The organism is Roseateles sp. P5_D6, from assembly GCF_054049415.1.
Window position 1 is genome coordinate 237,418 of the sequence record NZ_JBFUMK010000003.1, and the last position, 18,969, is coordinate 256,386.

Sequence of the window (18,969 nt, forward strand, 5' to 3'; positions counted from 1 at the left end):
AGAATCGAGCGGACATGCAGCTTCCCTCCCGCCTGCGGCGCCAACTGCTGGCGCTTCCCCTCGCCGCCGCGCTACCCGCCGCGCTGTCGCCAGCCCATGGTGCCGGCACGCCGCTGACGCTGCGACTGCCCGACCCCAATGCCTACAGCGCCCACGGTGACTTCTTCATCGAGGCGTTGAAGCTGGCCCTGAGCAAGACGGGCGACGGCGAGCCGGCGCCCGTCCTGGTTCACGCGGCACCAGACCTGCCACGGCCGCGCATGCGCCAAATGCTGCAGGACGGCCTGCTGGACCTGATGTGGAGCACGACGACACCCGAGCGCGAGGCGCAGGCACTGCCGGTGCGCTTCAACCTGCTCAAGGGCATCAACGAGCTGCGCTTCCTGCTCGTGCGGGCCGCCGACCTCTCCACCCTGCGATCGGTGCGCACGCTGGAGGCGCTGCGCCGCTTTCGCGCTGGCGCGGGCACCTACTGGAGCGACGCGCAGATCCTGCGCGTCAATGGCTTCATCGTCGAGACGGCAACCAAATCCGAGCTGCTGTTCCGCATGCTCAAGGCCGGCCGCTTCGATTTCATCCCACGCAGCCGCGAAGAGATCGACGCCGAGCTGCTGCAATTCGCCGATCAGGGCTTCGCCGAACTGCCGGGTGTGGCGCTGCAATACAAGCAGCCGCTGTACTTCTTCGTGGCGCGCGACAAGCCGCAATTGGCCGAGCGGCTGCTGCGCGGATTGAACCTGGCGGCGGCCGACGGCAGCTTCGACACCCTCTTCATGGCCGAACCCGGGCTGAAGACCGCGCTGATGCAGCTGCGCGGCTACACGGGGCTGCGGCTGCAGCTGAAGGCGCTGGATTAGGGCGCGCTCGCCGCCTTGGCCGGCAACGCTTCGACCTTCTCCACCTTGGGATCGTCCCAGGTCCCGGTGATGTGGAACTCGCGCGTGTTGGCCGCGGCCACCGGGCGGCTGAGGATGAGCTGGGCCAGGAAGGCACCGAGCGCAATGGCCGGGTTGATGGCCGCATAAGCCAGCGATGCACCGCCGGCCGACACCTCGGGCACCACGACGACGCGCAGCTTCTGCGTCTCGGCCGCCAGGTCGGTGCTGCCGTCCACCAGCACGGCCGCCTGCAGGCCGCGGATGCGGATGTTGTCGCTGCGGGCCACGCCGGCGGTGATCTTGACGTCGCCGGTCACGCCGTCGAATGTGAAGCCCTCGGCAAAGACGTCGCGGAAGTCCAGCAGGAAGCGGCGCGGCAATGATTGCAGGCTCAGCACGCCCAGCAGCCGCCCGACGCCGGGCTCGGCCTTCAGGAAAGTGCCCGTGTCGAGCTGGATGTTCAAGGCGCCCGCCATGCTGGCGTAGTGCGGGGCCAGCGGCGAGCCGTCCCAGCCGACCTGGCCGGCCAGCACGCCCTTGCCGCCGCGCAGCACGGGGGCGTCCTTCTGGCCTTGGCCGAGGCGCTCCAGCAGCTTGCCGGCGTCGGCGATGTCGAGCTTCCAGTCGAGCTGGGTGCGGCGCCGGGCGTTGCCGTCGCCACCCCAGTGGCCGGTGGCCATCAGCGTCGCCTCGGGAGAGTGGATCTGCAGCTTCTCCAGCTTCCAGTCACGCGCGGCGGCCGGCGCGTGGGCCAGCACCTCCAGCCGGCCCAGACGCTTGCCGCGCAGCTCGAAGTCGTCGACCGCGATGTCCAGCGACGGCAGCGGGCCGCTTCCCGCGTCGGTCTTGCCCGGATCGATGAGCTCGCTGACCGACTCGGCTTCCTGGCGCGGCAGCGACAGCCGGGTCAGCCGTGCCTGCACGGCGTCGATCTGGCCGCCCTTGACGCCCTTCAGGTCGATGCGGCCGGAGAGCTGCTCGGCGTCGATGTTGACGCGCCAATTGGCGCCCTCGCGCGCCACCACCGCGGACGCGCGGCCAAGCTGGCGGCCACCGACCTTCAGCGCCTGGCTGCGCAGCGAGATCTGGCTGGGCAGCAGGCCCGCGTCGTCAGCACCCTCGCCGCCGCTGCCACCGCTGCCACCACCCGCCAACCCGCCCAGGCGCTGCTGCCAGGCGTCCAGGTCCAGGGCCGCGACATTGACCTGCAGCAACACGCCGGTGGCCGGCAAGGCCGGCAACTTGTCCTGCACGGCCAGGGCGCCACGCAGCACCTGGGAGCTGGGGCCGGAGATATCGCGCTGCAGCTGGGCCTGCAACAGCGGCGCTGCGGGGGTGCCGACTTCGAGGCGCAGCTCGTCGCGACCGGCGGCGGTTGGCGTCATCAACAGGCGCAGCGGCAGCACCGCATCGGCCTCCTTGTGGCCGGGCGCGGGCAGGTCCAGGGCCAGGCCCTGCAGATTGCTGGTGACGCTGAGTTCGCTCTGGCCGTCCCGGGGAATAGCGAGCTGAAAGCGGTAGGCCGCCTGGCCGCTGGCCGCCTGCGCCAGGCGGGTGACGGCGCCCAGCTCCGTGGCGCGGCGCAGGCCCTCGGCCGTGGCCTGGCCCTGCACGGCGAAGCGCATGCCGCCGTCGCGCTGGGTACCGCCCTCGATGCCGGCGTCGCCGCCGAGCAGGCGGGCCGTCATGCCGGTCAGCTGCAGGCCCTTGCGGTCGAAGTCGACACGGCCACGTGCGCCGCTGAGCGCCGGCAGCTCGGGGCGCAGCTTGAGGTCGACGCCACCGAGCTGGAGCTGGCCTTTGACCGCCGTCTGGTGGGTGTCGTCCAGCGGGATGGTGATGCCGAGCTTGAGCCCGACCGGGCCCTGGGCCGTCGTGGTGCTCAGCGCATGGCCCAGCCATTCGTCCAGCGGCGAAGCGCGCACGAAGCGCAGCAGGTCGGCGCCGGCGCCGCGGCCGTTGCCGTCCAGCTGCAGCACGCGGGCATGGTGCAGGTCCTTGATACCACCGTTGACACCACTGAGTTCATAGCCCAGCACCTTGGCATGGCCATCCTTGATCTCCATGCCGGCGCGCTCGAAGATCAGCTCGGCATCCACGCCCTCCATGGCCGGCCAGTTGCCGCCGTTGTCGCTAGGCGGCACATAGGCCAGCGTGACGTTCTGGGCCTGAGTGGCCACACGGAAGATGCCGGGGGATCTGGGGGCCGCGAAAGGGAAGTCGCTCAGTTCGCCCTTGAGCCGCACGCTGACGTTGCGCGCCTCGCCGCCGAGGATGGCACGCGACACATAGCTGCGCGTGGCTGGCAGGCGCTGCGGGATGTAGCGGGCCACGCGCGTGGCCTCCACGCGCTGCACGCGGCCGCTGAGGTCCAGGAAGCCCGGCGTGGTGGCACCGGCCGCGCGCCGCCAGGTGACATCGAACTCGCCGCTCAGATCGGGCGTCTGCAGTTGCAGCTCGTGCAGCTTCAGCTCGACCTCGCCGAGCGTCTTGCCCTTGGCTTGGCTGTCGGGCTGGGGCAGCTTCCAGGTCAGCTGTGTGGACAGACGCGTGATCGGCAGGTGCGGGTCCTCGAACAGGCCCGGCAACTCGACCTCGCCCTGGTGCACGGCCAGCTTGGCGATGCCGCCACGTTCGTTGGCGTCGAGTTCCAGGCTGGCGCCGTGCAGGCCGGGGCGGCCGAGGTGGTCCTCCTGCGCGCCGGCCTTGGCGGCCACGGCCAGGCCGTCGATCTGCGCCTTGACACGGTAGCTGCGCGGCGCGTCCAGTGCGCCCTGCCATTGGCCGCTGAGGGCCGTCAGCACGCCGCGCGGCTCCAGCTCGTCGAGCAGTTGGTGTGCGCGCTCGCCAAGAGGCAGGCGCTGGGCGATCTGGGCCATCAGCGCGAAGTCCAGGCGCTGGGCGTTGACCTCGCCACCCAGCACCTCGTCGGCCTTGCCGAGCTGCAGGGCCACGCCCCAGTCCGAGCGCGGCCAGACCACGACGCTGCCGTCGTTGTCCCGGCTGACAAAGCCGAGCTGCCGTGCCTGAACGCTCAACGCGCCCTTGGCGCGGGCCAGGTCCAGCCGGCCTTCGATGTGGTCCAGGTCCAGCTCGGGCGCCGATTCCAGCAGTCTCAGGCGTACCGAGCGCAATGCCAGGTCCAGCGTCGCCGCCACCGGCTGGCCGTCCTTGATCTGGCCCCAGGCGCGCACGGCACCGTCGCCCTCGCTGAGCTGGAAAGGCAGGTCGACATGGCGCTTGAGCTGGCTCAGGTCGGCGCGCGGCAGCTCGGCATAGAGCTGGCCGCTCCAATGCTGGAATTCGCCCGGGCGCTTCAGCAGGCTCTGAGTGAACTGGCCACGCAGCGTGAAGCGCCGACCCCAGTCGGCGGGCGGCGTGGCGTCCAGGCGCAGGTCGTGGCGGCGCAGGCCGTTGCGCATGACGAAGTTCAGCGCCGACAGCTCCAGCGGCCGGGTGTCGGCACGCTTCTCGTCCACCCAGCGCACCCGGCCGTTGACGATGGCCAGCTCGGGCTGGCTGAACAGCCAGTCCATGCCGGCTTCGGTGGTGCCGGCGTCGGTCTTCTCGGCCTCGTCCAGGCCCAGCCCGGCGATGAAGATGCGGCCTTGGGCGTCGCGGCGGATGATGAGCTCGGGGGCGTCGACCAGCAGCTGCGAGAAGCGCGGCTCCAGCGCGAGCAGGGACTGGGCCGACAGCACGGCCGCGACGCGCGGCAGGCGCAGGGCCGGCCGGCCGGCAGCGTCCAGCACCTGCACATCACCCAATTCCATGCGCGGCAGCCAGCCACTGGATTCGACGCTGATGCGGCCGATGCGCAGCTCTACCCCCAAAGCCTTTGAGGCTTCCTTTTCCAGCCAGGGGCGCCAGTCATTGGCGTGCGGGAGAATGGCCCAGTGCAATACAGCCCAGGCCATCACCCCCAAAGCCCACAAAAGGGCCAGGACCAGCAACGCCCAGCGCAGGCTGTGCCAGCACAGGCGCAAGGGCCAGCGCGAGGCGCGGGTGCAGCGGTGGAGGGCGGCCGAGAGGAAGTCAGACACGTTGTCTTGGGGCACGTGGAGAAGAACCGGCCGGCAGGCAATCTAGCACAGGGTCATGAGCGCACTGTTTCCCGTTTTTGCTGAGCACAGCCGCTATGTGCAGCGGGTTCGCCGCCGCTATGCGGCCGAGCTGGCGCTGCTGCAACCGGGCCTGCCCGACCGGGCCGTCATCGCCGCACTGATCGAGACATTGGGCACGAACCGCCCGCTGGCCAGCGCCCTGCGCGTCGCTCGCCACCTGGTGCTGGAGCGCCTGGCGGTGCTGGACATCGAACAGGGCGCCACCGTGGAGGATGTCACGCTGGCCATGACGCACCTGGCCGAGGTGACGCTGGACAAGGCGCTGGCCGACGCGCGCACCGAGCTGGATGCAATCCACGGCGAGCCGCGCACCGCGGAGGGCGGCGACATCGCCTTCTGGGTGCTGGGCATGGGCAAGCTCGGCGCCCGCGAGCTGAATGTCTCGTCCGACATCGACCTCATCTACGTTTACGAAGACGACGGCCAGACGCAAGGTTCACGGCCTGTCAGTGCCCACGAATACTTCTCCAGCGTGGCCAAACGGCTCTACACGCTGATCGGCGACGTGACCGACGACGGCCAGGTCTTTCGCGTCGACCTGGCGCTGCGCCCCAACGGCAAGAGCGGCCCGCCGGTCGTCAGCCTGGGCATGCTGGAGGAGTATTTCCTCGTGCAGGGCCGCGAGTGGGAGCGCTTTGCCTGGCTGAAGAGCCGCGTTGTCGCGCCGCTGTCGGGCATGGGCGCGCCGGGCGACGCCCGCACCCTGCAGTTGCGCAACCTCGTCACGCCCTTTGTCTACCGCCGCTACCTGGACTACGGCGTCTTCGAAGGCCTGCGCCAGCTGCACGGCAAGATCCGCAGCGAGGCCAAGGCCCGCGCGGCCGGCCGGCCCGAGCGCGCCAACGACGTCAAGCTGTCGCGCGGCGGCATCCGCGAGATCGAGTTCATCGTGCAGCTGCTGCAGGTGGTGCGCGGCGGCCAGTTCCCGGAGATCCGCACCCGCTCCACCGTCAAGGCGCTGGCCCAGCTGGCCGCCGGCGGGCTGATGAAGGCCGAGACGGCGCACAAACTCAGCGAGGCCTATGTCTTCCTGCGCCGCGTCGAGCACCGCATCCAGTTCCTGGACGACCAGCAGACCCATTGCCTGCCGCAGGGCGATGCCGACCTGGCGTGGATTGCCGCGTCGCTCGGATTGAAATGTTCGCGCGAGGCCTGCGAGCTGTTTGAAATGCTCGGCGAGGTGCGCGAGCTGGTGGCGACCGAGTTCGACGCGCTGCTGCACGAAGGCGGCAAGCCCAAGGGCGGCTGCAAGGGCGGCCAGTGCGGCGGGCCCAAGCCCGCCGTCGATGGCGAGGACTTCCTGGCCGGCCTGCCGCCGGAGCTGGCCACGGCCGTGCGCGCCCTGGCCGACACGCCACGCGTGCAGGGCCTGCGCGAGGAATCGCGCCAGCGCCTGGCCAAGCTCTTCCACCGCGCAGCGCAAGCCGTGGCGGCCGACGAATGCTCGCTGGACGCGGCGCTGCGCTTTGTCGACTGGGTCGGCCCGCTGCTGCGCCGCGAGAGTTACCTGGCCCTGCTCGTCGAGCGCCCGGCCGTGCAGCAACGCCTGCTGCGCCTGCTGGGCCTGGCGCGCTGGCCCATGCGCTACCTGATGCAGCACCCCGGCGTCATCGACGAACTCGCCGACCCGCTGCTGCTGACCGCCCGCTTCGACCGCGAGGCCTTCATCACCGACCTGCTGGAGCGCGAGCAGGGCTGGGAGCGCAGCGGCGAGGCCGACGAAGAGGCCCTGCTGGACACGCTGCGCCGCGCCCACCATGCGGAAGTCTTTCGCACGCTGGTGCGCGACGTCGAGGGCCGCATCACGGTCGAGCAGGTGGCCGACGACCTTAGCCTGCTTGCCGACGCGGTGCTGCAGATCGCCATTACCTGGGCCTGGGCGCGTTTTGGCAAGGCGCATCGCCCGCAGCCGCGCCTGGCCGTCATCGCCTACGGCAAGCTGGGTGGCAAGGAGCTGGGCTATGGCGGCGACCTGGACGTCGTCTTCGTCTTCGACGACGAGGACGAGAACGCAGCCGAGATCTACGGTGCCTTCGTGCGCCGCCTCATCACCTGGCTGACGCTGCGCACCGCTGCCGGCGAGTTGTTCGACATCGACACCGCCCTGCGGCCGAATGGCAATTCGGGGCTGCTGGTCACGTCGCTGGCGCACTTCGAGGCCTACCAGACCGGCCGGGGCAGCAACACGGCGTGGACCTGGGAACACCAGGCCATCACCCGGGCGCGTTTTTGCGCCGGCAATGCTGAGCTGGCCGATCGCTGCGAGAGCGTGCGCCGCCAGGTGCTGACGGCGCCGCGCGATGCCGAGGCGCTCAAGCGCGAGGTGCAGGCCATGCGCGAGAAGGTGCGCGCAGCGCGGCCGGTGCGTGAGAGCCTCTTCGATGTGAAGCACAGCGAGGGCGGCATGATGGATGCCGAGTTCGCCGTGCAGTTCCTCGTGCTGGCACATTCGGCGGCGCATCCGCAGTTGCAGGACGACCTCGGCAACATCGCGCTGCTGCGCATCGCGGAATCCGTCGGCCTGCTGCCGGCCGGCGTGGGCGTCGGCGCGGCCAATGCCTACCGCGAGTTGCGGCGGGTACAGCACAAGGCGAGGCTGGATGAGCAGTCGACAGCGTTGGATGCTGAGGCTGCCGTGGCGCTGCAGCCTCATCGCGATGCCGTGCAGGCGTTGTGGGCCGCTGTTTTCGGTTGATGGCCAGGCCCAGCGGGGATTTCGCCCCCGCGGGCGACCTACTTTCTGCGCCGCCAGAAAGTAGGCAAAGAGCTCTCCCCTGCAAAACCGCCCCTGCGGGGTCCCCTGCGATGCTCGAAGCCCGAGGCCCGCGCCGAACTCACTTCGCTACGCTGCGTTCACACAACGTCGCGGAGTCAGTTCTTGAAGCGTGCTGCGCACGCGCCTCGGGCTTCTGTGCTTCTCGGCGGTTTAGAAGGGGAGGCCCCGAAACAGCCAACAGCCAAACCCGAAAGCCGTTCGGTGGATGTATTCCTCTTACCCCCTTTAGCCCCGCCGAGCAGCGCAAGGCCTTGAGGGCGTGCGCGAAGCGCACTTCAAGCTCTGACTCCGTGCGGTTGTCTGACCGCAGCGTAGCGAAGGGAGTTCCGCACGGGCCCTCAAGGCCTGAGCAGCGCAGGGAACCCGAAGCGCAGCGTAGGGCGGGGCGGTCGGGGGGAGCTCTTTGCCTACTTTCTGGCGGGACAGAAAGTAGGTCGCCCGCCGGGGCGAAATCCCGGCATGGGCCTGGCCAATGACCCGCACATGGAGTTGGCTGACGCTCTTAGGCGCCTTTGCCGCGCTATCCCTGCTTGTCTGGCCGCTGCCACGTGATCTGCTTGACTGGCAGCCCACGCTGGTCACATCACAACCTTGGCGCGCCCTCACCGCCGCCTTCGTCCACTGGACCCCCATCCACCTCGCCGCCAACCTCGCCGGCTGCGCCGTCCTCGCCCTGCTCGGCTGGCGTGCCACCCTCGGCAAACCTGAAGCCCTCGCCGGCCTCATCGCCCTGCCGCTGACTCAAGCAGGCCTGTTGCTGCGCCCCGAGCTGCTGCACTACGCCGGCCTGTCTGGCGAACTGCACGCGCTGGCGGCCATTGCCGCGCTGGCCCTCGTCGCGCGCAGTGGCCGCGAACGCCTCGTGGGCGCGGCAATAGCCCTCGGCCTCGTCATCAAACTCGCGCTCGAGCATCCGCTCGGCCCCGTGCTGCGCATCACCCCCGGCTTCGACTTCCCCGTCGCCCCCTTCGCCCACCTCACGGGCGCGGTCGCCGGCGCCCTCGCCTGGCGACTGACAATGCAACGATCTGACCCAAAAACCTGAGGACGCCCCATGGGACGTGAAGCCAGTTGTATCGCCCGCGTCGGCAACGAGACCGAAGAGGTCACCGCCCTGCTTGAATCGACCACCGTCGTGCTGCGAGGCGCCATCAAGCGCAAGTGGGAGATCACCGCGCTGCAGAACCTGCGCCTGGCCGGCGAGGAGCTGCTGTTCGAAGTGGGCGAGGAAGCCGTCGCGCTCGTGCTGGGCGAGAAGGAAGCCGGACGCTGGCTGAAGAAGCTGCAGACGCCGCCGCCCACGCTGGCCGCCAAGCTCGGCGTCAGCCCCGAGAACCCCGCGCTGCTGATCGGCCCCACCGTCGGCACGCTGGACCCGGCCCTGGCCGAGGCCCTGGCCGGCGGCATCACCACCAATCTGCGCGAGGCGCGCATGCTGGTGGCCGTGCTGAGCAACCCGTCCGAACTTCCGCGCATGGCGGAGTTCCATGCCGACATGATCTGCAAGACGGTCTGGGTCGTGCACCCCAAGGGCCCGGAAGCCAGCCCGTCGGACACCGAGGTGCGCCTGGCCATGCGCAACTGGGGCTATGTGGACAACAAGACCAGCGCGGTGTCGGACAAGCTGACGGCGACGCGCTATGTGCTGACCCAGCCGCCCGCCAAGAAGCGCGTGCGCAACAGGTAGCCCGGCGCTAGATGACGTTGGCCTCGATCAGAGGCCGTCCGTCCAGCAGCCGCTGCGGCGTCAATGCATCGATCAAAGGCGCATCCAGACCCGCGATCAGCCGGGCCATCGAATGGCCTACCGCCGGCGACTGCTGCATGCCGTGGCCCGAGAAGCCGCAGGCCGTGAAGGCATTCGCATAACCCGGCAATCGGCCGGCCAGGCCGTTGTGGTCGAAGGCGTTCATCTCGTAGTAGCCGGCCCAGGCCGAGCGCACGCGCAGCGCCTCGAGCGCCGGCACGCGGGCGGCCAGCGTCGGCCACAACAGTTCATCGAAGAGGCCATGGTCGATGTCGTGCAGCGGCGCTTCGTCGGCGTCGTCCCCGCGCGGCGGGCCACCGGCCAGGATCAATGAACCCTCCGTGCGGAACCAGAAGCCGCTGGGGTCGATGACCAAGGGGCAGCCGGGCAAGGTGGCCGGCGTTTCCAGCACGAAGACATCGCGCTTCTTGGCGCTGACCGGCAGCGTGAAGCCGAGGGCCGCGCCCAGCGGCGCACTCCAGGCGCCGGCCGTGATGACAAAGGCTTCGCCACCCACACGCGAGCCGTCTGAGCAGCGCACCGCGGTGACGTGGTCGCCAGTGGCGTCGAAGCCCACCGCCTCCGCTTCGACAAAGCGCACACCGCAGGCCTTGGCCTTGCGCCGGAAGGCACGATGCAGAGCCGGGCCGTCGAACCAGCCTTCGCCGCTCAGTCCCAACGATCCGAGCGCGAGATCGTCGACGGCCAGCCATGGAAAGCGGGCTGCGAGTTCGGCCGGGTCGAGCAGTGCAACGTCAACGCCCTCGGCGCGCTGCACCGCATGGATTTCGCGCAGCGTCGCCGCGCCAGCCCCGGTCGCGAGATACAGATAGCCCGGCTCGACCAGGCCGATGGCGGGCCTGTCGTCCGCCGTCGCCAGCTCGTCCGCCGCGCGGCGCAGGAAGTCGATGCTCCATCTGGACAGGGCCATGTTGACGGGCTGCGAGAACTGCTGGCGGATGGAACTCAGCGACAGCGAGCTGGAAGCCTGCGCATAGGAGGCATCGCGCTCGACGACGGTCACCGCCGCGCCATGGTCGCGGGCCAGGAAGCAGGCCGTGGCGGCGCCCATGATTCCCCCGCCAATGATGGTCACCTTGAACATGCTGGCAGCATAGGGGCCATGAGCTCTCCGATCAGCCGCCAGACCCATCTCGATCCCCGCGCCGTTTCATTGCTGCTGTTGTGCTGCTTCCTGTGGGGCATCAACCAGGTGGCCGCCAAGGCCGCACTGACCGAGATCTCGCCGCTCTGGCAGGCGGGGCTGCGCTCGGCTGTGGCGGGCCTGCTGGTGTGGCTGTGGTCGATGTCGCGCGGCATCCGCCTGTTCGAGCGTGACGGCAGCTTGGGCGGCGGCCTGCTGGCCGGCCTGCTGTTTGCGGCCGAGTTCGGCTGCATCTTTGTCGGCTTGCAATACACCAGCGCCTCGCGCATGGTGGTCTTCATCTATCTGGCGCCCTTCGTCGTCGCCCTGGGCATGCCGTGGATCGCGCGCGGTGAGGCGCTGTCGGCGCGGCAGTGGCTGGGTCTGGTGCTGGCCTTCGGCGCCATGGCTTTCGCGTTCGCGGAAGGCTTCTCGGCGCCGGGCACGCCGATGCAATGGTGGGGCGACGCCCTCGGCGTGGCGGCCGCCGTGCTGTGGGGCGGCACGACGCTGGCCATCCGCGCCACCAAGCTGAGTTCGGCGCCGGCCGAGAAGACCCTGCTCTACCAGCTCGGCGTTTCAGCCCTGACGCTGTGCGCCGCGGCTCTGGTCGCCGGCGAACCCCTGCCCCTGCACTGGTCACCGCGCCTGTTGGGTCTGTTCGGCTTCCAGGCCATCATCGTCACCTTTGCCAGCTATCTGGTCTGGTTCTGGCTGATCCGCCATTACGCGGCCACCAAGCTGTCCGTCTTCACCTTGAGCACGCCGCTGTTCGGCCTGCTGGCGGGCGCCCTGCTGCTGGGCGAGGGCATCAGCGCCCGCCTCGTCGCGGCCCTGGCGGCGTTGGCGGTGGGCATCGTGCTGGTGAATCGATAGGGAAGTGCTGAGCAAGCCCTTCCCGCTGTCGCCACCGCGCTAGAGCCGCAGCGCCGCTCTGCATAGACTGCGGCATTCACCAGGAGACCTCCCCATGATCACCCTCTGCGGCATCCCGCTCTCGAACTACTACAACAAGGTCAAGCTGGCCCTGCTGGAAAAGGACATCCCCTTCAGCGAGGAATACATCAAGACGCATTCCCATGCCGAGGACGTGCTGAGCTGCTCGCCGCTGGGCAAGGTGCCCTTCATCAAGACGCCGCATGGCCCGCTGTGCGAAAGCCAGGCCATCGTGGAATACCTGGAGGCGGCCTATCCCGAGACGCCCCGGCTGATCCCCGCCCATCCCTACGAGGCGGCCAAGGTGCGCGAGCTCATCACCTACGTCGAGCTGCACCTGGAGCTGGTCGCGCGCGAGCTGTATGCCGAGGCCTTCTTCGGCGGCGAGGTCAGCGACGGCACCAAGAAGCGCGTGGCCCGCGTGCTGCCCGAGAACATCGCCGCCTTCAAGCGCCTGGCCAGGTTCGGCCCCTATCTGGCCGGTGACAGCTTCACGCTGGCCGACTGCGCCGGCTGGGTCAGCCTGCCATTGGTGGGCATGGCGACCAAGATCATCTATGGCGAAGACCTGCTGCAGGCCGGCGGTGTGGACTGGAAGCCCTATGCCAAGCTGATCGGCGAGCGCCCGCATGCCATCAAGGTGGCGGCCGACCGCAAGGCCGACCAGGACCGCTCACTGGCGGCCAATCGAGCCTGAACACGCCCCTGCCTTGACCGCCGCGCACATCGAGATCGAACTGAAGTTCCTCGTGCCGGCGTCGTCCCGCGCGGCGCTGGCGGCCGAGCTTGGCGCACGCGGCGCGGCGCGGCGCGTCTCGCTGATCGACGCCTATTTCGACACGCCCGACCGGCGCCTCGCTCGCGCCGGGCTGGCTTGGCGCATGCGCCGTGAAGGCCGGCGCTGGGTGCAAGGGCTGAAGGCCGCGCGCGGTGGTGCGCTGGAGCGCTTCGAGCACGAGGTCACTCGCCCCGACGCCAGCCCCGACCCGCAAGCCCATGCCGCGACGGCGCCTGGCCAGCAATTGATCGAGTTGCTGGCACAGGCCAAGGCCGAGGGCCAGGATGCCCTGGAACGCTTCCAGATCCAGCAGCGCCGCCTGATGCGCCGCGTGCGCACACGCGGCGCTGTCGTCGACATCGCGCTGGACGAGGGCCGGCTGACGGCCGGCACCGCAGTGCAGAAGTTCCGCGAGATCGAGTTCGAACTGGTGTCGGGCTCGCCGGTGGCAATGCTGGGGCTGGTCGAGCGTTGGCGGCGGCGCTTCGGCCTCGTCTACGACCCGCGCAACAAGGCCGAGCGAGGCCATCACCTCGTGGCCGGTTCGCTCCATCCACCGCTGCGCAAGGCCAAGTCGCCGCGCTACGACCAGGACGCGGGCGCACTGGACGCATTCGGTGCGGTGTTCGATGAATGCCTGGCCCACATCAGCCGCAATCTCATCGGCCTGACCGACGGCGCCCCCGAGCTGCGCGCCGAGCATGTGCACCAGGCCCGCGTCGGCATCCGCCGCCTGCGTAGCGCGCTGCGGGCCTTCCGTGGCTGGGTGGCCGAGCCACCGGCCGAGTTGGTGGATGGCCTGCGCCGGCTGTTCGCGGAACTCGGCAAGGCGCGCGACAGCGATGTGCTGGGCAGCGGCGTCGTCGCCGAACTCAAGCAGGCCGGCGCGCCGCCGCTGTCCCTTCCCGCCGACAGCGCCCCGCCCGACCTCGCCGCGCTGATCCGCAGCGACGAGACGCAGCACCAGCTGCTGGCCTGGATCTCGTGGCGCGCCGGCCTTCAGCCCCTCGCCGAGCCGCAGGATGCGCTGCAGCGCCTGGCGCGCAAGCGGCTGCGCCGCTGGCACAAGAGGCTGGTGGACGGCTGCCGCCGCTTCGACGAGCTCGAGCCCACGGCCCTGCATGCGCTGCGCAAGCACGCCAAGCGCCAGCGCTATGCGCTCGAGTTCTTCGCTCCGCTGCTGCCGCACAAACGCGCCACCCGTCATCTGCAGGCCCTGGCCGCGGCCCAGCAGGCACTGGGTGAGATCAACGACCTCGTTGTCGCGCGCGATCGCTACCAGGCCCTGGTGACCGCCGACCCTGCCGCCTGGTTTGCCGTCGGCTGGCTGACCGCGCGCCTGGCCGAGGCCCGCGAGCGGGCGCGCGACGAGCTGGGCCATCTGGCCGCCGTCGAGCCGCTGCCGCGCTGATGCCACAGCCGCGGGAGCGCTCGGTCAGCACGCTCTCGCGCCGTCCTACACACAAGAACCGCAACGCGGCGAAAACTGGGCCTTCGCCACCAAGGAGCCGACCGTGATTCGCAAGCTCGGCAGCGGCCAGTACCGCCTTTACTCTCGCAAGCCCGATCCACAGACCGGCAAGCGCAGGAACCTGGGCACGTTTGACACACGCGAACAGGCCGAAAAACACGAGCGCGAGGTGCAGTACTTCAAGCGGCATTGACTGGAGGAGAAACCATGGAACCCTTGCAAACTGACGCCGGAAACACCGGCTGGGTCACAGGCTGGATGGTGCTGCGGGTGAAGCAGGAGCTTCCCGGCGATTTCGTCAGCATCCATGCGCACGCCGCCGAGGCGCAAGCCGCGGCCCACCAGCGCGGCCCCGGCCATCAGGTCTTTCACGGCAGGTATCACGCGGCGGGCGGCGAGTTCTTCGTTGACTAGCCCGGCGACGACAGCTTGAGCCCGGCGATGCCGGCCACGATCAGTGCGATGCTGAACAGCCGCGCCGGGTTGGCCGGCTCGCCGAGCAGGAAGATGCCCAGGATCACGGTGCCGACCGCACCGACGCCCACCCAGACGCCATAGGCCGTGCCCACTGGCAGCGACTTCATCGCGATGCCCAGCAACCAGAGGCTGGCCACCATGCAGGCCGCCGTTGCCACGCTGGGCCAGGGCTTGGTGAAGCCGTCGGTGTATTTCAGGCCGATGGCCCAGCCGACCTCGAACAGGCCGGCGATGACGAGAATGATCCAGGCCATCCGTTTTCCTCTGGAGAGATGCGCCGCGGATTCTGGCCGCGCTTGAATCCCCGGGGCCGCGTGGGGTTGCCTTAACCTAGCAGCAATGAGTCACAAGCCCACCACCGTCAATGACCTGGGCGAGTTCACCGTCCTCATCGACGTGCGCTCGCCGGCCGAATACGCCCTCGACCACATTCCCGGCGCCATCAACTGCCCCGTGCTGGATGACGAGGAGCGTCGCATCGTCGGCACCACCTATGTCCAGGTCTCGGCCTTCGAGGCGCGCAAGATCGGTGGGGCCATGGTGGCGCGCAACATCGCAAGCCACCTGGACCAGTTGTTCAGGGACAAGCCCAGGGAATGGCGGCCGCTGGTCTATTGCTGGCGCGGCGGCATGCGCAGCGGCAGCTTCGTCAACTGGCTGAGGCTGGTGGGCTGGGATGCACAGCAGCTCAAGGGCGGCTACAAGGCCTGGCGCGCCCATGTCATCGAGCAGATTGCGCTGCTGGCGCCGCGGCTCGACCTGCGCGTGCTGTGCGGCCCCACCGGCAGCGCCAAGACGCGGGTGCTGCAGGCGCTCGCCGCTCAAGGAGAGCAAGTCCTCGACCTCGAAGATCTGGCGGCCCACCGGGGTTCGGTGCTGGGCGCCATGCCCGGCCGGCCGCAGCCGTCGCAGAAGGGTTTCGAGACGCAGTTGATGCAGGCCCTGGCCGGCCTGGACCTGAGCCGGCGCGTCTGGGTCGAAGCGGAGAGCCGGCGCATCGGCCGCATCACGGTGCCGGAGCCGCTGCTGCAGCGCCTGCGCGAGAGCCCCGTCGTCGAGATCGACGCCTCTGCCCAGGCGCGGCTCGACTACCTGCTGCGCGACTACGCCTGGCTGGGCGACGACCCGCAGGGCCTGGCCGACAAGCTAGGCACGCTGCGCGAACTGCTGCCCAAGGAAGTGCTGGCCGAGTGGCAGGCCTGGGCGCTGGAAGGCGCCCTGCCGCCGCTCTTCGAAGCCCTGATGGCCCGGCACTACGACCCTCTGTATGCCCGTTCGCAGGGCCGCCATCTGGCGGGCCTGCCCGACGCCCAGCGCCTGCAATGCGAGGATCTGTCGGATGCCGGCATCCAGGCCCTGGCCCGTCGCATCGCTTCACTGCCCTAGGTTGGAAACATGATCCCCTCCTCTTCCGTGCCCCGCCTGACCTCGCTATCCCACGGTGGCGGCTGCGGCTGCAAGATCGCCCCGGGCGTGCTGAGCGAGATCCTGAAGAGCACGCGCCACTTTCCGGCGCCGCCGGAACTGCTGGTGGGCATAGAGACCGCCGACGACGCGGCGGTCTACCAGCTGACCGACGAGATCGCGCTGATCGCCACCACCGACTTCTTCATGCCCATCGTCGACGACCCCTTCGACTTCGGTCGCATCGCGGCGACCAACGCCATCAGCGACGTCTACGCCATGGGTGGCAAACCCATCATGGCGCTGGCCCTGGTGGGCATGCCCATCAACGTGCTGCCGGTCGACGTGATCGCCAGGATCCTGGCGGGCGGTGAATCGGTCTGCGCCGCCGCCGGCATCCCGATCGCAGGCGGCCACACCATCGATTCGGTCGAGCCGATCTACGGGCTGGTCGCGCTGGGCGTGGTGCACCCCCAGCGCGTCAAGCGCAATGCGGACGCACGCCCCGGCGACCGGCTCGTGCTGGGCAAGCCGCTGGGCGTGGGCATCCTGTCGGCGGCCCTCAAGAAGGAATCGCTCTCAGCCGACGGCTATGCGCAGATGATCGCCACCACGACGCAGCTCAACACCCCGGGGCCGGACTTGGCGGCGCTGGAGGGCGTGCACGCGATGACCGATGTGACGGGTTTTGGCCTGGCCGGCCATGCGCTGGAACTGGCGCGCGGCGCCCAGGCCAGTGTCGAACTCGACTGGGCGCGGGTGCCCTTGCTGGCGCAGGTGCGCGAACTCGCCGAGCGCGGCATGGTCACCGGCGCCTCGGGGCGCAACTGGGCCGGCTACGGCTCGGACGTGCAGCTGCCGCAGGGCTTCCCGGCCATCGATCAGGCGCTGTTGAGCGACCCCCAGACCAGCGGCGGCCTGCTGGTGTCTTGCGACGCCAGCGCGGTTGACGCCGTGCTGGACGTGTTTCGCCGCCATGGGTTCGGTGCGGCGGCGGAGATCGGCAGGGTCGTGGCAAACGGGCCGCAAGGCAGCCGCCTGCGCTTGAACTGAGCTGCCCCACGGCGGGTCCAACCGCCTATCCCCTCCCGGCAACAGAGGTATGCCCGGCCGGGGGGTGTAAGGTCGGGCTACTTTGGAGCCCCTCATGACGTCCCGTTCTGGATCCGCATTGCTGGCAGCAGGTCGCACTCCTGCGTGCCAAACATGATCCGCCTCGAGATCGCGCTTGAACTCGACTACGTCATTGCCGACCCGGGCTGTGATTTCATCTTCAACATCCACGCGGCCAGCACCCCCCGCCAGCTGGTGGTGGCGGAGTCGCTGACGCTGAGCCAGCCCTTGCTGGCCCGCGTCGAGACGGAGCCGGTCACCCGCAACCGCTACCTGCGCCTGCAGGCCCAGGCCGGGCCGCTGAAGGTGGCCTACCGCGCCACGGTCGACCTGATGCATCACTTCGCCCCGCCGGGTGACGTGGGCGAGGTGCCCGTCGCGCGGCTGCCCGCCGAGGTGCTGGGCTATATCTACCCGAGCCGCTACTGCCAGTCCGACCGGCTGCACCGCATGGCCATGCGCGAGTTCGGCCAGCGCTGGCAGGGCTACGGCCGCGTGCAGGCCATCCGCGACTGGGTGCTGGAGCGCACGACCTTCACGTCCAACACCTCGGACTCCAACACCTCCGCCATCGACACCCTGCTCGATCAGGTGGGCGTGTGCCGCGACTTTGCCCACCTGATGATCGCGTTGTGCCGCGCCATCAACATCCCGGCGCGCTTCGCCACGGGCATCGACTATGGTGCCGACCCCGCGCTCGGGCCGACCGACTTCCATGCCTACGTGGAGGCCTACGTCGGCGACCGCTGGTACATCTTCGACCCTTCAGGCACCGCGATCCCGATGGGCTTCGTGCGCTTTGGCACCGGGCGCGATGCCGCCGACGTCGCCTTCGCCACCATCTTCGGCACGGTCAACTCCGGCGCCCCGGTCATCAACATCCAGGCCGTGGCCGGTGCCGACGGACGCCTGCAGCTGCCCTACCACTGCACCGACGCCATCTCGACGGACGGATAACGTGGCCGTGAAGATTCTCTCGGTTCTAGCCCGGCATCCCATCCTGGTTCCCCTGGCCTGCGCCGCAGCGTTGACCGTGGTGCTGGTGGGCGAGAGTTCCTACTGGCAGTCTGAAGACGTGCTGGGTGAACTCAGCGCCCTGCGCGCCGGCACCGCCAGGCTGGAGGAACTGCGCGCCGCCCCCACCGATCAGCAGACCGACATCCACCGCACGCTGCTGCTCAACCGCCTGGGCGTGGCGCTGCTGAGCGTGGCCAGCCTCGCTGCGTTGTTCCTGTACCTGCGCCAGGGGCTCGCGCTGGAAGACCAGCGCGAGCGCGAAAAGCAGGAACGCCAGCGCCTGGTGCAGATCGAGCGTGAGCGGCTGGAGGTCGAGGTGGCGCGCCGCACCGCGCAGCTCGTCAAGCTGGCGCATCACATCGAAACGGCGCGCGAGCAGGAGCGGGCCCGGCTGGCGCGCGACCTGCACGACGAGATGGGCTCGCTGCTGACATCCGCCAAGCTTGATGCCGCGCGCATCAAGACCCGCGTCGCGAGCCTCGCACCCGAAGCGCTGGAGCCGCTGACGCGGCTGATCGAGAAGCTCAACAGCGGCATCGCGCTGAAGCAGGACATCATCGAGAACCTGCGCCCGTCCACCCTCGACACTCTGGGCCTGGCCGTCACGCTGGACATCCTGGCCGGCGATTTCGCGAAGCGCTCCGGCGTGCTGGTGCATTGCGAGCTGGCGCCCGTGCGGCTCGCCGAGGCCGCCGAACTCGTCGTCTATCGCGTCGTTCAGGAAGCCATCACCAACGTCAGCAAATATGCGCGCGCGCGCCAGCTGTGGCTGAACCTGGGCATCATCCAGGGGCAGGCCGAACTGACGGTGCGGGACGACGGCGTCGGCTTCGATGCCAACGCTGCGACGAACTCGAGCTACGGCCTGCTGGGCATGAGATTCAGGGTCGAAGCCGAGCACGGCAGCTTGTCGGTGACCTCGGCGCCGAATCAGGGCACGCTGATCCGGGTCAGGCTGCCAGCGTCGACCGAAGCCCCCGTTCCCTCCGAATACCTCAGCATCGCCGCCGCCACATCTCCGCCGGATAGTCCTCAAGGCCGAGTGAACGGTACAGCCCGCGACCTTCCGGTGTTGCGCCAAGGCTGAACTCTCGCCAGCCTGGT

Annotated in this window: 16 protein-coding genes; 13 read left to right on the top strand and 3 right to left on the bottom strand. The window is 69.4% G+C overall.

Features of this window, described 5'->3' with window-relative positions; all coding sequences use genetic code 11:
• The first annotated feature begins 14 nt into the window (after positions 1–14).
• Positions 15–857, top strand: coding sequence for a substrate-binding periplasmic protein (locus ACXJKM_RS05150; protein ID WP_457350730.1), 843 nt, complete (start codon positions 15–17; stop codon positions 855–857).
• On the opposite strand, the gene ACXJKM_RS05155 is transcribed toward ACXJKM_RS05150, so the two are convergent.
• The gene (locus ACXJKM_RS05155; protein ID WP_457350732.1) at positions 854–4,921 is read right to left on the bottom strand and encodes a YhdP family protein; all 4,068 of its coding nucleotides are present in this window, start codon (positions 4,919–4,921) and stop codon (positions 854–856) included. The genes ACXJKM_RS05150 and ACXJKM_RS05155 overlap by 4 nt on opposite strands.
• Before the next feature lie 55 nt (positions 4,922–4,976).
• On the opposite strand from ACXJKM_RS05155, the gene glnE reads away from it, so the two are divergent.
• The 3 genes from glnE to ACXJKM_RS05170 all read left to right on the top strand — a co-directional run bounded on the left by glnE (position 4,977) and on the right by ACXJKM_RS05170 (position 9,465).
• Positions 4,977–7,697 (top strand): bifunctional [glutamate--ammonia ligase]-adenylyl-L-tyrosine phosphorylase/[glutamate--ammonia-ligase] adenylyltransferase, encoded by a 2,721-nt coding sequence (glnE, locus tag ACXJKM_RS05160; protein WP_457350734.1) that lies wholly within the window; start codon positions 4,977–4,979, stop codon positions 7,695–7,697.
• A 553-nt stretch (positions 7,698–8,250) separates the two neighbouring features.
• Positions 8,251–8,823 (top strand): rhombosortase, encoded by a 573-nt coding sequence (gene rrtA, locus ACXJKM_RS05165; RefSeq protein WP_457350736.1) that lies wholly within the window; start codon positions 8,251–8,253, stop codon positions 8,821–8,823.
• A 9-nt stretch (positions 8,824–8,832) separates the two neighbouring features.
• Complete coding sequence (locus ACXJKM_RS05170; protein ID WP_457350737.1) at positions 8,833–9,465, top strand: hypothetical protein; 633 nt, start codon at positions 8,833–8,835, stop codon at positions 9,463–9,465.
• 7 nt (positions 9,466–9,472) lie between these two features.
• Here ACXJKM_RS05170 and ACXJKM_RS05175 read toward each other — a convergent pair whose 3' ends face one another.
• A complete protein-coding gene (locus tag ACXJKM_RS05175) occupies positions 9,473–10,630 on the bottom strand; it encodes an NAD(P)/FAD-dependent oxidoreductase (RefSeq protein ID WP_457350739.1) in 1,158 nt (385 codons plus the stop codon).
• Positions 10,631–10,648: 18 nt separating this feature from the next.
• Here ACXJKM_RS05175 and ACXJKM_RS05180 point away from each other — a divergent pair, with 18 nt between their 5' ends.
• The 5 genes from ACXJKM_RS05180 to ACXJKM_RS05200 all read left to right on the top strand — a co-directional run bounded on the left by ACXJKM_RS05180 (position 10,649) and on the right by ACXJKM_RS05200 (position 14,268).
• Complete coding sequence (locus ACXJKM_RS05180; protein ID WP_056199848.1) at positions 10,649–11,545, top strand: DMT family transporter; 897 nt, start codon at positions 10,649–10,651, stop codon at positions 11,543–11,545.
• Positions 11,546–11,639: 94 nt separating this feature from the next.
• Complete coding sequence (locus tag ACXJKM_RS05185; RefSeq protein WP_056199851.1) at positions 11,640–12,302, top strand: glutathione S-transferase; 663 nt, start codon at positions 11,640–11,642, stop codon at positions 12,300–12,302.
• Positions 12,303–12,315: 13 nt separating this feature from the next.
• Entirely contained in the window at positions 12,316–13,794 is a 1,479-nt protein-coding gene (locus ACXJKM_RS05190) for a CYTH and CHAD domain-containing protein (RefSeq protein ID WP_457350742.1), read from the top strand.
• A 103-nt stretch (positions 13,795–13,897) separates the two neighbouring features.
• Entirely contained in the window at positions 13,898–14,047 is a 150-nt protein-coding gene (locus tag ACXJKM_RS05195; RefSeq protein ID WP_157256336.1) for a hypothetical protein, read from the top strand.
• 14 nt (positions 14,048–14,061) lie between these two features.
• Positions 14,062–14,268, top strand: coding sequence for a hypothetical protein (locus ACXJKM_RS05200; RefSeq protein WP_056199857.1), 207 nt, complete (start codon positions 14,062–14,064; stop codon positions 14,266–14,268).
• Here the strand turns inward: ACXJKM_RS05200 and sugE are convergent.
• Positions 14,265–14,585 carry a quaternary ammonium compound efflux SMR transporter SugE gene (gene sugE, locus ACXJKM_RS05205; protein WP_056199860.1) on the bottom strand — a complete coding sequence of 107 codons (321 nt, stop codon included), beginning with the start codon at positions 14,583–14,585 and terminating at the stop codon, positions 14,265–14,267. The genes ACXJKM_RS05200 and sugE overlap by 4 nt on opposite strands.
• 85 nt (positions 14,586–14,670) lie before the next feature.
• On the opposite strand from sugE, the gene mnmH reads away from it, so the two are divergent.
• The 4 genes from mnmH to ACXJKM_RS05225 all read left to right on the top strand — a co-directional run bounded on the left by mnmH (position 14,671) and on the right by ACXJKM_RS05225 (position 18,952).
• Positions 14,671–15,717 carry a tRNA 2-selenouridine(34) synthase MnmH gene (mnmH, locus tag ACXJKM_RS05210; protein ID WP_457350743.1) on the top strand — a complete coding sequence of 349 codons (1,047 nt, stop codon included), beginning with the start codon at positions 14,671–14,673 and terminating at the stop codon, positions 15,715–15,717.
• Between the two features lie 9 nt (positions 15,718–15,726).
• Positions 15,727–16,788, top strand: coding sequence for a selenide, water dikinase SelD (gene selD / locus ACXJKM_RS05215; RefSeq protein ID WP_457350745.1), 1,062 nt, complete (start codon positions 15,727–15,729; stop codon positions 16,786–16,788).
• Positions 16,789–16,941: 153 nt separating this feature from the next.
• Positions 16,942–17,805, top strand: coding sequence for a transglutaminase-like domain-containing protein (locus ACXJKM_RS05220; RefSeq protein ID WP_457350747.1), 864 nt, complete (start codon positions 16,942–16,944; stop codon positions 17,803–17,805).
• A 7-nt stretch (positions 17,806–17,812) separates the two neighbouring features.
• Positions 17,813–18,952, top strand: coding sequence for a sensor histidine kinase (locus ACXJKM_RS05225; RefSeq protein WP_157281781.1), 1,140 nt, complete (start codon positions 17,813–17,815; stop codon positions 18,950–18,952).
• Positions 18,953–18,969: the final 17 nt, after the last annotated feature.

Coding starts and splice junctions, on each gene's coding strand:
- ACXJKM_RS05150 (WP_457350730.1), top strand. CDS start 15: ATGCAGCTTCCCTCCCGCCTGCGGCGCCAACTGCTGGCGCTTCCCCTC.
- glnE (WP_457350734.1), top strand. CDS start 4,977: ATGAGCGCACTGTTTCCCGTTTTTGCTGAGCACAGCCGCTATGTGCAG.
- rrtA (WP_457350736.1), top strand. CDS start 8,251: ATGACCCGCACATGGAGTTGGCTGACGCTCTTAGGCGCCTTTGCCGCG.
- ACXJKM_RS05170 (WP_457350737.1), top strand. CDS start 8,833: ATGGGACGTGAAGCCAGTTGTATCGCCCGCGTCGGCAACGAGACCGAA.
- ACXJKM_RS05175 (WP_457350739.1), bottom strand. CDS start 10,630: ATGTTCAAGGTGACCATCATTGGCGGGGGAATCATGGGCGCCGCCACG.
- ACXJKM_RS05180 (WP_056199848.1), top strand. CDS start 10,649: ATGAGCTCTCCGATCAGCCGCCAGACCCATCTCGATCCCCGCGCCGTT.
- ACXJKM_RS05185 (WP_056199851.1), top strand. CDS start 11,640: ATGATCACCCTCTGCGGCATCCCGCTCTCGAACTACTACAACAAGGTC.
- ACXJKM_RS05200 (WP_056199857.1), top strand. CDS start 14,062: ATGGAACCCTTGCAAACTGACGCCGGAAACACCGGCTGGGTCACAGGC.
- sugE (WP_056199860.1), bottom strand. CDS start 14,585: ATGGCCTGGATCATTCTCGTCATCGCCGGCCTGTTCGAGGTCGGCTGG.
- mnmH (WP_457350743.1), top strand. CDS start 14,671: ATGAGTCACAAGCCCACCACCGTCAATGACCTGGGCGAGTTCACCGTC.
- selD (WP_457350745.1), top strand. CDS start 15,727: ATGATCCCCTCCTCTTCCGTGCCCCGCCTGACCTCGCTATCCCACGGT.
- ACXJKM_RS05220 (WP_457350747.1), top strand. CDS start 16,942: ATGATCCGCCTCGAGATCGCGCTTGAACTCGACTACGTCATTGCCGAC.